Annotated in this window: 9 protein-coding genes and 2 pseudogenes; 2 read left to right on the forward strand and 9 right to left on the reverse strand. The window is 37.2% G+C overall.

All coding sequences use genetic code 11. The annotated features are described in order from the left end of the window. Positions 1–195: 195 nt before the first annotated feature. Positions 196–355, forward strand: a pseudogene (locus tag ODU39_RS09895) (IS110 family transposase); the annotation flags it as partial. A 279-nt stretch (positions 356–634) separates the two neighbouring features. Here the strand turns inward: ODU39_RS09895 and ODU39_RS09900 are convergent. After that, positions 635–1924, reverse strand: a complete 1290-nt coding sequence (locus tag ODU39_RS09900; RefSeq protein WP_024380353.1) for a U32 family peptidase — start codon at positions 1922–1924, stop codon at positions 635–637. 187 nt (positions 1925–2111) lie between these two features. Beyond that, entirely contained in the window at positions 2112–3041 is a 930-nt protein-coding gene (locus tag ODU39_RS09905) for a peptidase U32 family protein (RefSeq protein WP_105148326.1), read from the reverse strand. 160 nt (positions 3042–3201) lie between these two features. On the opposite strand from ODU39_RS09905, the gene ODU39_RS09910 reads away from it, so the two are divergent. Then, positions 3202–3513, forward strand: coding sequence for a DUF3270 domain-containing protein (locus ODU39_RS09910; protein ID WP_398580356.1), 312 nt, complete (start codon positions 3202–3204; stop codon positions 3511–3513). Positions 3514–3828: 315 nt separating this feature from the next. On the opposite strand, the pseudogene ODU39_RS09915 reads toward ODU39_RS09910, so the two are convergent. The 7 genes and pseudogenes from ODU39_RS09915 to ODU39_RS09945 all read right to left on the reverse strand — a co-directional run. Then, positions 3829–4006 (reverse strand): annotated as a pseudogene (locus ODU39_RS09915) (phage tail protein); the annotation flags it as partial. Between the two features lie 130 nt (positions 4007–4136). Next, a complete protein-coding gene (locus ODU39_RS09920; RefSeq protein WP_029752565.1) occupies positions 4137–4970 on the reverse strand; it encodes a class C sortase in 834 nt (277 codons plus the stop codon). A 236-nt stretch (positions 4971–5206) separates the two neighbouring features. Further along, positions 5207–6691, reverse strand: coding sequence for an isopeptide-forming domain-containing fimbrial protein (locus tag ODU39_RS09925; protein ID WP_398580357.1), 1485 nt, complete (start codon positions 6689–6691; stop codon positions 5207–5209). Positions 6692–6792: 101 nt separating this feature from the next. Beyond that, positions 6793–10071 (reverse strand): SpaA isopeptide-forming pilin-related protein, encoded by a 3279-nt coding sequence (locus ODU39_RS09930; protein ID WP_398580358.1) that lies wholly within the window; start codon positions 10069–10071, stop codon positions 6793–6795. A gap of 18 nt (positions 10072–10089) precedes the next feature. After that, complete coding sequence (gene lepB, locus ODU39_RS09935; protein WP_023369570.1) at positions 10090–10692, reverse strand: signal peptidase I; 603 nt, start codon at positions 10690–10692, stop codon at positions 10090–10092. Further along, entirely contained in the window at positions 10682–10981 is a 300-nt protein-coding gene (locus ODU39_RS09940) for a hypothetical protein (protein WP_023369568.1), read from the reverse strand. Before ODU39_RS09940 ends, lepB begins: the two co-directional genes overlap by 11 nt. A 1423-nt stretch (positions 10982–12404) precedes the next feature. Beyond that, positions 12405–13253, reverse strand: a complete 849-nt coding sequence (locus tag ODU39_RS09945) for a bifunctional methylenetetrahydrofolate dehydrogenase/methenyltetrahydrofolate cyclohydrolase (protein WP_024385039.1) — start codon at positions 13251–13253, stop codon at positions 12405–12407. Between the last annotated feature and the right edge of the window lie 231 nt (positions 13254–13484).

Below are 13484 nucleotides of genomic sequence, written 5' to 3' on the forward strand. Positions count from 1 at the left end.
CGAACCTTCCAAAGAAAGATAAAAAGCAAGGTACCTGTAAGCTTCACTTATAGAGTAACATAATAGTTGAAAAATAGGGTTAAAAAACCTCCTTTTTGTGCGCCCTAAATACAAAAACTATTCCCGTCTTATCATCAACTGCTCGGACGGGAATAGTTTCTTTTATTGCTTAAATGCTTAACTTAATGACATTGCCTAGCAGACCAATTTTATCAGATTCAAAGTCGGCGTGGTTCACAAAAAGCAACAATTGCACTCGCACATCAATTATTAAAAATAGCCTATATCCTTTTAAAAGAGCAGATAACGTATCCTGAATTTTTAGCACAGAAAAAGACTACTAGGGACGAGCTAGTAGCCTAACATAAAAAATTTTTCGCTTTGATTATATCATAGGGAGGGAGTTTTTGCATTCTTTTGAGTTTTCGTATAAGAACTCGACTGGTCTAAAAAAGAGTTCGTCTCCCCCCCCCCGCACAGTTAATTAGGTTAGATTTGGAGTGTAAAACACGAACAAATCTGCCAATCAACCACTGCGCTGAGATGTTTACACGAACTCTGAGAAGCGTGGCTGGACTTTTTGCCCAGCCTCCTTACGTCGAAGTAATAAACGAAAACCTAAATCTCTATATGTTTATGCACGAATAGTTAGGGATTGCCCATCTTCTTGGTAGAGGTTGATGAGCCCTGATTTGCAGGCACGAATCATGTCGCCAGGATAGATTTCACGGTCCAGCTTAATAGTTAAGAGTTCCATCGGCTTGTTGGCGCGGTCAATCTTTTCTCCATTTGAATCATGCAAGTCCTGAATAGTCGTTTCAAAATGACGGAAACCTGGTCCGTAAAACTCTACTTGGTCGCCTTCGTTGATAACATTACGCTGACGAATGGTTGCAGTCATGGTTTCCTTGTCAAAGGCCACTACTTCGGCGATGAATTTGTATTCTGGAATCTTACGGCGGGCTCCAAAGAGCTGCTCATTTTCACTCGGCGGGCTATAGTAGAAACCTGTTGCCAATTCACGTTGGGCAACCTTCCACATTTCATCAATCAGATCTTGTTTGATTGCTTCAAACTTTTCTGGGCTTTCAAGATAGGCATCTACCGCAGCCTTGTAGCAGTTGGTTACGGTTGATACATAGTGGACAGATTTCATACGGCCTTCGATTTTCAAGCTATCGACCCCATTTTCAATCATGTCTGGAATATGGTCGATCATACACATATCCACCGCAGACATGGAGAACTCCTCTGGGATTTCCCCCTTAATCGAACGACGTTCTTCGCCAAATGGGAGGTCATAGAGATTGTACTTCCAACGACAAGACTGAGAGCAGCCACCGCGGTTGGCATCGCGTTTGCTCATGTGGTTGGAGAGGACGCAGCGCCCTGAGTAGGAAATACACATGGCTCCGTGAACAAAGGCTTCAATCTCAACGTCTGTCCGTTTACGGATTTCAGCTACTTCTTCCATGGTCACTTCGCGGGCCAGGACAACGCGGGTCAAGCCCAATTCCTTCCAGAACTCAAAGGTTTCATAGTTAGTAGAAGAAGCCTGGGTTGACAGGTGGATTTCAAGGCCTGGTGCTTCGGTCGCACAAATGACGATGAGTGCTGGGTCGGAAACGATAACCGCATCCAAGCCCATATCCCGTAATTCACGGAACCAGGCTCCTGCCCCTTCTTCATTTCCCTCGTGGGTGACCATGTTGGCAGCTACATAGACCTTGGCACCGCGGGCGTGGGCGTATTCAATCCCTTCCCGCATCTCGTCCATGGTAAAATTACCAGCTCGGCTACGCAGACCGTAGGCCTGACCGCCGACAAAGACAGCATCCGCACCATAATCAATGGCTACTTTTAATTTTTCCAATGTCCCAGCAGGTGACAAGACCTCAGGACGCTTCAATGTTTTTGACGTCATGTAAAATCTCCTCTATTTGCGACGGCTTCCACATGAAAACGATACTTTTTCATGTGGAAACCTAGTGCAGAGTTTAGAAAATCGCCCAAAGGCGTTTTCGTGCTCTGACCTTACATAGTAAGTGACAGAGCTAACTCTGCCAGGTTAAAGTAAATAAATTGTGCTATAAATTGTGCTATAAATATTGTTATTTAACCTTATTGCGGTCAAATTCGTAGAAGCCTGTATCCAAGCCACGCTCTGCGGGGTGGAGCTTGCGCACCTGTTCATCCAAAAGGAAGGCCTGATCATAAGTGAATTCGCCTTTTTCAATCAAATCTCTTGCTTGAACAAAAAGCTTAACAATTTCAACAAAGTTCTGACCAGGGCAATAGATACCATCCAGTTTCCAATTATGATAACCATGTTCATCTAATTCTGACAGCTTGGTCATCATATCAATGTCATTGTTGATAAAGATATGGGTACCGTGCTTGTCCTCAAAGATAGAATAGTGGCTATCTGGGTCGCTCGGCTCAGCTAAGAAAAGTCCGCGTCCACGTGACAAATCTGTCTCATCAGCCTTTGTAAAATTGTAGTAATTCTGTAACAAGGTTCGTTTAGAATGGTGAATAACAGAGGCGCCGTAGACCAAGATTTCCGCTGGCATTTCCAAGTTCTTAGCAATATCAAAGAGTTCTTCCGACGGAATCTCTCTTGCCAAAACAGCCTCTACTGCTCCATGATCTTTCCAAAAGTTAATCTGACGGCTGGAAGTCACAAAGACAGATGTATCATAGATTAGCTTGAAATTGTAGCCATCACGTTTATTGATATAGAAAATTCCAGTATCTCCGACAACCAGATAATCAACCTTGATTTCCCTCATTAGCTCCATAAACGGTTTGATATTGTCCATCATATCTTGGTGCATGAGGGCATTGGCAGCGACCGTCAATTCCTTCCCAGCGCTATGAACTAGCTCTGCTATTTCCCTGAGTTCATCATAGGTAAAATTTGTTGGGATGCGAAGAGCATGGTCGGCTTCACCTACATAAATGCGGTCAACGCCTGCTGCAAGCAGTTCTTTGACCTGTTCAATACTTTCAGCTGTTGCTGTAATGATAATTTTTCCCATAAGGATAATTATATCAAAAAGAGAAATATCTGATAAGTGACTAGCTGTGTTTTAATATTCAGACTTTTCTAATATCCTTCTTGTAACATTATTGTAATATAAATGACATAATAATTCATCAATGATATGGTATTCTTTAAAGAGCAGAAAAGGAGACGATATGCCATTAAGACACTATCAGTCCCATGAGTACCAGTACGAAGAGTATATCCCGAAAGAGGAAAAGGCTAATTTTCAAACCTATCAAGCAAAAAATACCAATAAAGAACGTTTAAAGGAATTGTTGTTTTTTGTTAATATCGCATTTTTTAGTTTGATAACAGTCATCGCTAGTTATGTCTATCTATCCTTAGGCATTCCTGTTTTTATTGCCATCATATTGGCAAGTGCGACGGGTTTTCTTGGACTACGTTTGGTTCAAATTGGACTAAAGAAGAAATTTAAACCCAAACAAGTTATCAGAAAAAATTAATAATGAAGTATGAAGACAGAGAAAGTTATTCTCTGTCTTTTTTGCATGAACCACTGCCGTCTGTAAACAATTGATACTCAATAAAAATCAAAAATAGCAAGTCTAAGCTACTTATAACATGTGAAACCTTAATTTATAAGTTTGAGTTGAGGATTGTGGATTTCAAGTAGCTGTTTTCTTCTAAAAAAATAACAAAATCGAAACGCTCCATATCCACTTGGAGCGGTAGGTGGCTATTTTTGATTTTAAATGAGTATAAGTCAACTCTAAGTCAAGTATGCGACAAAAAATCTGGGTTTCCCCAGATTTGCTATTTTATAAATAGTCCCCTTTAACCACAAAGAAGCTGCCACGGATTTCGCCTGCTAGTTTGAAGCCGTTGGCGGGCAAACTTGAATTTGCCTTCAAATTCTTTGGGAATTTCAATGCCGTCTGACAATTTGAAACCGACCGATCGCTTGCCGCCTTCTTCAAGCGTATAGAGGACATTGACATATCGTCATTTGGTTTATCTTCTATTTCACCTTTTGGATGATTGGGAGTTGGAAAAATCTCCCTTTCCTAAGCTTAAAAGCTAAAGAACAAAGTCGAATAGTCTGACATTCTTTGCGATACTATCTAAGTCACATAAACAAATTTACTTCTTTTTTTATAAAAAATAAACTCCAAAGTAGTCCTAATAAACATAAAGCAATAAAAGGAGAAACCAGTATAGGTTTTACAATTGATCCCTCTGAGACTACTTGCTTAGTAAGTAGTTGATTTTCAATTCGGTGACCTCTAACTAATAATCGGTGGCTATTAACACCATAAGGTGTGCAAGTCACAAGGGTTACGAAATCCTCATTCGGATCTATCATCAAAGGAGATACATCATCTGGAGTAACCGTAATAATTTTATCAATTTCGTATGTCAGAGTGTTATCTAAAACTTGTATCATAAAAGTGTCCCCTATAACCAGCTGATCTAAATCAGAAAACAGTTTTGCAGAAGGCAAGCCCCGATGTCCTGAAATAGCAGCGTGACTTCCCTGACCGCCAATGGGAAGGGAAGTCCCAGCAAGGTGACCTACTGCTACCTGCAATACGGCATCATCCGTTCCGTGATAAATAGGTAACGTTGTCTGCAATTTAGGAATTTCTACATAGCCCATAATACCAGTATCTGTGATATTTAAAATTGAGTCATACTTTTTTAAAGCTACACTGTCTATATTTAAATTAGGTATTGTCCCCTTTTCGAGCGTGCTATTATATGCACTAACATTTTCTAAAATTTTTTGTTTTTCTTCTTTTGAAATATCCAATAATTTCTCAGAATAAGTAGCTACTGCTTCTGATTGATAATGTGAGTTCCAATAATCACTTACTGTTGGATATAATAACAATAATAGGCCAGTTATTAAGAAAAAGACTAGCAGACTCGTTATGTAATTATTTTTAGATTTGGAAATCATAATAACCTCATTTTGAAATAATAGGAAAAGAGGCTGGGAAAAAGGCCAGCCTCGCTTCTCAGAGTTCGTGTCTACATCTCAGCGTAGTGGTTGATTGGGTTTAACAGTCCACTGGACTGTTAAAGGTTGGAGATAGGAGCTGCAAAGCAAATCTCAGTAATTCATGTTTTACGCTTCAAATCTGACCTCTACGACTGTTGCGAACAAGTTAGCTTAATTTCCAACCTATTCCAAATTTACTTAAGGTCTACACGTTTCTTCGTCACAAGAAGGACTGCTGAACTGATTGCAAACAATGCCCCAATAAGGTAAAGCATCTTTGTCCCAACGCTACCTGTTGACGGCAGTAATGAACCTTTTTTATTAATGACATTTGTCGAGAGAGAGCCATCTTGCAAGTTTGAAGTAAATTTCAATTCTTCGTTACCTGACAGTTTGTTCAGTGTTGGCATTGCAGACTCAATAGTATATTCCGCAGTAATTGTAAACTCAAGTGGCTTGATTGTATTGTAACCACTTGGAGTGGTAGTTTCTTCTAATTTGTAGTCTCCAGCATCAAGGCCTTTAAATTCAAATTTAGTTAGTTCACTACCTTTTATTTCTTCACCAACCTTTTTCCAATCATTCTTTACTTTTTTATAAAGAGTAAATCCTGCACCTGTCAAAGCCTTCCCATCCTGGTCTTGCTTATTTACAATAGTTTGGTATGTAAAGACAATAACTACATCTTTTGGTGTTCTACCGTGCCCTTCAGAGTTAGGATTGTTTGAGTACACTAACTCAACTTCATTTCGGTTTCCCTGTCCACCAATAACAGCTTCTGAAGTTAATGTTGCTGTATATTCTACAACCACTTTAGTTTTAGAATTGATTTTTTGATTTTCAATAGATTTCAAATTTTCAATAGAGATTTGAAGTTCTTTAGGATTTTTACTAATTTTAAATTTGTCTGTGACTTCAACTCTATTTTTACCTTCGTTTTCTAAATAAATTTTAGCATCTTCATTATATTTCAACCCCTTAGATAAAGTATCAACAAATTCAAGGTTATATGTTTGATAATCATCAAAATTACTTGGTAGGGTTGCTGTCAATTTAAAAGGAACTTGGTCATTAAAATCATAATCTGCTGCATCTTGCCAATTTGATTCTACACCTGTGGTATCATTTTTATCTTTAACTTTCTTTTCAACGGTTGGAATGTCACTTTTTAAAGTAGCTTCTGCATCTCCGACAACTTTCAAAATAAAGCGAGTATAAGAAGTATTTGTTTTCTTATTCGTAGCTTCTTGTGAAAAATCTTTATCTTTAACTAGGTAGTAACCCGGCTTTAACCCAGGGAGAATTGTCTTGTCAGCAGTACTCACAACTGATTTTGAAGGAGCCCCTTTTAAATGTTTACCGGCTTCAAATGCAAACTCCTTAACTTTGTTAGAGTCGTCATTTTCCTTACCTAATAAATCTACAATATCTGTTACCTCTTTCTTTTCTTCAAAAGTAAAAGGTGTAACATCAGAGCCCCATCCAATATTTGAAAGTGTCTTACCGTCTTCTGAAATTTCACCTTTAAAAATTTGGTAGGCTTCATAGGTATGACCAGCTGTTGTACCATTGATTGTTAAACTGTAATTTCTAGATTCCTCAGCAGAAACCTTTAGAATACCCAAGGCATAGAACATGACTGTAAAAAATACTGTAAAGATTGTTATTAACTTTTTCACGAAAATATCCTTTCTGACTTAAAAAATTTTTTATAAAATAATTTCTCACCATTTTCTGCAGTTATAGCACAGTCTCTCCTCCTATAACGCATATAAATGAATCAACTATACAAATTAAATTTATAGAATAGTCCTCCCGCAACAACCAGTAATACTATTACTCCCAATAAGTAATACATGATTACACCTGGTCCACCTGTATTAGGCAACACGTATTTTCGGGTAGAGACGTTTCTTATGGTTATTATCCCCGAAACAATGGCTGCATTTTCTGGAGTAGTTACATCCACCTCATTATTCTCAGATTGATAGCTAGTGTTATAACCAATTATTGGATTCTCCTGTACGAAATAACTGTACGTAACAGTCTCTCCTTCTTCCTTACCTTTTTTAGGAAGTTCATGATATGTCTTACTCCAATTCATCGTATGATTGAGGGTCTCGCCACTCAAATAATCTTTTATAATTTTACGTCCGTCATCAAAATGAACTATTTGCTTCAAATCATAGCTAATTTCTCCGTTCACACGATCCGTTGGCTGCTTATCTGCTGTAAACCATTGTTTATTGACCGTAATGCTTGTCATATTTAACTTCTGGTTTTTTATTGTCAATATCCCCTTAACAATAGCTGCTTCTGCTGGATTTACCGTATCAGCATTACTCTCATTCAAATAACAAACACTATAGCCTGGTAGGGGGACTTCCTCTACATAATAAGCATAGCTAACCTTTTGTTTAGCTTCATTTACACCTGATATTGGTAAATTATCATACCGTTTTGTCCATTGTTCAGCCGCAGTTAAGGTCTGGTTAGCTTGATACACTGTTGTTGTCTTCGTTCCATCTTCTGTCGTGGAAATTTGGTTAAGATTATACGTAATGGAAGAAATTGTTGGTTCTCCAATCTCACTTCCATCCTCATTTAACCACTGCTTCCTTACAGTGATTGATGTTTTTGTTGGCACAACTTCTTTTTTATTACTAATGGTAATAACAGGGGTTTTACGCTCTGCTTCTCCAGCTGATTCAGCCTGTGATGCAACAACACTTGCACTAACACTAACTGAATTGCTACTCCATCTTGTAAATCCCCATGTCGCTGTCATATTGGTAGCAGCAGTTGGAACCCGTAATTTTTCTGTAATTTTAATTAAGAAACCATTACTATACTTACCAGTCGCATCATCATAAAATTCATTCTTTTCTATGATGATTGCAGAGGAATTAGGATTATATTGAGCACTAGTTATTTTCTCTAATCCATCAGTCCCTCCATGCATACTATCAGGCATATAGGTATGTTTAAGAGCATTTGGAACCTTAAATATTTCAAGGTTAGTAATATCAGTTTGACCTTGGTTATCAAGAGTAATTTGATGTTTCCCCCAAAGAAAATTGGCAACATAATCTCTAGATAGATCATTCCCGTTATTGATATAAATAATTCGTTCAACTTCTCCAGTAAGACGATTAACAGAGGCTACCTGATTACGAATTTTTAATCCTTTAGCTACACCGCCTGGCATCTCTCTGGAAGCCCCATAATCAATATAAAATGTTTTTAAAGGTTGAACTTGCCCATCTATAACATTTGTAAAACTTTGTTTACCTGAATAAGGTACATTCTTCAAATCCGCTCCCATAGTCGCATAACTTGCTGAAAGCTTGATATTCTGTTCTCGTCGTACATAATCATTAAATGTATAAATAAAGCTATTTGTCGCTTCATCATACCTTCCTGTAGCTACAACCGTATCTCCAACTTTCAAAGGAATAGGCGGTAAAGTACGTTCTCTAATCCCTGTAGGTGATAATTTACTATCCAACTTAATTGTGAAGGAATCTCCCGGTTGAGTATCTGGTTTAACTTTAAGTTCAAAAGCTAACTTTATAAACTCTCCACTGGTCATCCACACTGCATCTTCATTATCTTTTTTTGTATCACTTCGCGTTGAAGTCAGCTCGTATTTTAATACTTCAACTACATTTTCTACTTTAGGCTGCCTAATAATAGTATTACCACGGGACTCTGATATTTTCTCTTCAGATGTTGAATTGGTGGATTTTATATATTTGGCTTCCACAATTCCGTAATGATTAACTCTGATTTCATAGTAATCATTCAATAACTGATAACCTTCAGGCGCTTTAGTCTCTCTAAGGGTATACGTTCCTTTCGTTAGATTTGAGAATACCGTCCCCTTTGAATCGTTAGTAGTAGTTATCGTTTGCATAACTTTACCAGTTGAATCAGAAAGAGTAAATACAGCACCTGCTAATGCCTTCCCTTTCTCATTTACTTTCTTCAAAGTAAAGCTTCCACTTTGTTCAGCTATCTGAACATTTGACGCCGAGCGTAAAAAGGAATCCATTGAGACAGTTGCTTCTGTCACTTCTCTTGTTAATACAAAGGGATCTTCCTTGCTTCCATTCCCTGTTTTATTTACCAATTCACTATTTGTTGCTGCTCGTTCAATTATTCGATACGTCGCTGAGGAATTTGCTACATTTTCCCATACTAACTGAGTAGAAGTTGCTTCATCCGGCGCTTCAATACTTTGAACAGCATTTTCAACTTCTGCTATTCTCCATGAACCATCTTCATTTTGAACTTGCAATTCTATATCAATAACGTCATCACTATCAAACTCATTCCATTCTTTTCTTGCATATAAAGTGATAGGCTTTTCAGCTGTCTCTACTAGTGTGTAGTTGAAGAAAGAATCTGAAGAAAATTCAATACCGGTGAGCCCTGTTTCATCTGTCTTTATTTCTGTTTTATCTGTTAAATCTTCAACACTATCTAAATCATTATTTTTGAAATGATAGAACTTCCATTTTGTCGAGCTTTTTTCTACAGGTATACTATTTTTAAATGTAAATGAAACTCTCACTTCTTTTTGAGGTTCGATTTTTTCTCCTGATTCAGTCAAAAAAGAAAGTTCGTAGGAATGAGCCTGCTGAACAATCTGAGAATTTTCCTCAAGAATAGATGATACTCTATCACTATATTTTGTACTATCTTCTGAAGGTAAAACCTGTAATCGAACAGGCTGTTCAAATGTATGAGCCTCATAGTTAACTTGTACAGTTATATTTTCATGTTCAGCGAATAAGCTTCCAGCAGATTGAACCTGTACCAACTGTGACTCCGCCTGTTCTTCTTGAACTGGCTGTTCTACTGTTGTTGGCTGATTATAGACTGATTGCAGAACACTCTCCTGACTGTCCGTCTCTAAAGTAATGGCTGGTAAAATCAGCAAATACGATATTCCAAAAGCCATAATTATTGACAACGCCATAGTTATTTTTGCAGTCTTTTTCTCTCGAAAGTATTGCTGAACAAATTTAAACAATCTTTCCCATAATATTTTCATGTTTTATATCTCCTTCCTTTATTTGATTACTCCCATTTTATGAAATGGCCATATCCGAAAGGTTAACTTTCCAACCAGTTGCTCCTCACCAATTGACCCAATAGCTGTATTTCTAGAATCAATAGATACACTGCGATGATCTCCCATTACAAAATATTGACCTTCTGGAACCTGGTACGGTAGTTTAATATCCGTTTGACCATAGGCCTTATCTTTAACATAGGGTTCGTCTAATGTTTTTCCATTTACATAAACATTCCCCTGCTCATCTATATTTACCCACTGACCAGAAGTGGCTACTACTCTTTTTACCAAAACCTTATTATTGTAGTAGAATGCAACCATATCTCCAGTTGAAAGTGTATTTGTCTTCACAGTTGCCACCATATCACCTGCTTCCAGAGTAGGAGACATAGAACTTCCATAAATATGCAGAACTGGCAACCATAACATGGCTATTAATACTGCAAGTGCAGCGACAGTAACAAGCGTGAAAATAGTATTTTTTAATGTCTCAAGATACCGCTCTTTATATCGTATTTTATCCAGCTCCTCTGACATTATTGATATACTGGGTAAATCTGATATGGTAACATAATCCTTATTTTTATTAGTCGCCATCCTCATCTGTTCTCCCTATTTCACAATTATCAGATTGTTTATGTGTAACTTTTTGAACCTGTTCAAGATAAATATTTGCAGCCAATTGTGCTTCTTCAAAAATCCTAGTAACTGCTAGAGACGCCTCCGCTATCGAACCAATTTCTCCCAAAACCGCTTCGCGATACTCAATTCTTTTTTCCAAATCTACTAATTTTGCTTGATAAGACTCTATTTCCTTTGCCTGCTCAACCAAGAGTTCAAATAATTCAGAACGCTTCAGTTTTCTAAGGTCTTTTGCATTTAACATTGCTTCTTCCTCTCTCCTTTTTGCTTATATTGCTTCCGCTATAAAATATATGCTTGTTTACTTCTAAATATCACCTATCAATCAAAACATATAAATTTTTTGCAAATATAATACAATCAAATTAGCCTGTACATGATACCAAGCCAATCCTTAGTTTGTCAACAATGCCAATTTCTTAAAAAAACACAAAAAAATCAGAACTTTTTGCACATATATGTTTAAGTCAAAATATGTATGCAAATTGAAAAACTACATCCTTCTGATTTCTCAAACAATTCCATTAATATAAATATTTTTTTCATAGCTAGTGCATCACTAGATTCCCCTCATTTGTTTCATATATTTTTTTGAAAAAACATACAAAAAACAAAGAAAAAACAATTTATTACATTACCCTGTATAAGGGATAAATTGTTTTTAGTAATGATTTGCAGATTGTAACTTATTTAAAATTGAACATCCTCCAACTTTAGATTTTTAGAAACGCATACACTGCTCCTATCTAGCAATAAATCGGAGAAGAAATATTTCCTAACGAATGATAGAGAAGTTCTTTAAATATAACGTAGAAGCTGTATTTGATAACAAATGTTTCTAACTAAATACTATTCACAAACCTCTATTACTCTTATGTGGGTCTATGAGTTTTATCCTATTATTACTCAGATAAGACTAGGAGTAAAAACCGTTCTATTAGCAATTTCACTGAAAACGTCCCACAATCACCTAAAACATTATAAACACAAAATGAAAGAGAGAAAGAACTAGACAGATAATACTCAATGAAAATCAAAATCAGACTAGACGACGAAGATGCAGATAAAACTGAAGTTCATCAAACCAAGTCAACAACGTCTGATTTTGATTTTCGAAGAGTATAAAAGAGTTCGTCAACAAGTCTTTATTTCTAGTTGTTGAGCTGAAACAATCTGTCTCCAAACGTTTTTACTACACTGGGATGTTGGTCAAACTTTGAGAAATAGTATTGTTTTTTTGCCTAGGCTCATTTTTGCATACAAAAAAACCTGATCACACGATCAGGCTTTTCAGGAGATTATGAAAAATATTTAGGATTGGGTATAGTATAACCAATATTACTAAAAGTCACATCCGTCTTAAGACTGATTTATTGAATATGACCAATAAAATGAGTAGAGTCGCTTAAAAATAGACTTATTCATACGAGAACTGCAGTCATAATTTAAGAACCCGTATTCACAGTTCAACGCTTCTATTCTAAAGCTAGTCTTTAAGCTACTCATCATTAGTTTTTTTCAAAATACAATCAACATCCCCTCAAAAATTACCTTGATTAGCTAAATCTGTCTCTTAATATGAGTACTTCGCTTGTAAATACAGGTTCTAAGAATAGAGCTTTACCCAAGCAGGCATGGATATATTTATTTTTATTAAACTCTCTATCTTATTTTGCACTTCTGACACAAGCTTCATAGGTCTGTTCCATCAACATGGTAATAGTCATCGGACCAACACCACCTGGAACTGGGGTAATATAACTTGCTACTTCTGATACTTCATCGTATTTGACATCACCGATTAGCTTGCCATTTTCATCACGATTCATACCAACATCAATCACCACGGCACCTGGCTTAACAAATTCCTTGGTCACAAAATGACCACGACCAATGGCAACAACAAGAATATCGGCCTGACGAGCAAGATCTGGCAAGTTTTTGGTACGAGAATGTGCAATCGTTACAGTAGCATTGGCATCCAATAGCAGCTGTGCCATCGGTTTACCAACAATATTAGAACGACCAATAACTAAAGCAGACTTCCCTTCCAGCTCAATCTGATATTCCTTGAACATTTCCATAATTCCTGCTGGAGTAGATGGAATCATGACAGGATGACCTGACCAGAATTTCCCCATGTTAGTCGGATGAAAACCATCCACATCCTTATCTGGGTCAATAGCCAACAAGACCTTCTCCTCGCTGATGTGGGCTGGTAAGGGCAATTGCACCAAAATACCATGCCATTCATCATCCTGATTATAGCGCTCAATCAAATCCAACAAGTCTGACTCAGAAATCGTATCTGGAACGCGAACAACCTCACTCTTGAATCCAGCAGCTAGAGCTGACCGCTCCTTATTCCGTACATAAACCTGACTAGCAGGATTTTCGCCAACTAAAATAACTACAAGACCTGGTACCAAACCCTTTTCTTCTTTTAATCGAGCAGTTTTCTCCGCCAAGGCAGCCTGCATTTTTACACCTAGTGCTTTCCCATCAATGACTGTCATACCTACACTCCTTTTGTTTTTTCTATTATACCCTAAAATTCTCCGACTGACTATACTTGTACAAAGTAGAATATAGCATATAGCAAAAAACTCCGAACAATATCTGATATACTCCCCTTATAGTGGACAGTGAAAAAACAAAAATTTTCACTAGAAACTATAAAGGGAGTTTTATTATGTCCAAAAGAAGTCCAAAGTCTGTCTCTGAGAAACTAGAAATTGTTCTACTCC

Source organism: Streptococcus sp. 2021WUSS126 (genome assembly GCF_044427255.1).
GTDB classification, from domain to species: domain Bacteria; phylum Bacillota; class Bacilli; order Lactobacillales; family Streptococcaceae; genus Streptococcus; species Streptococcus hashimotonensis.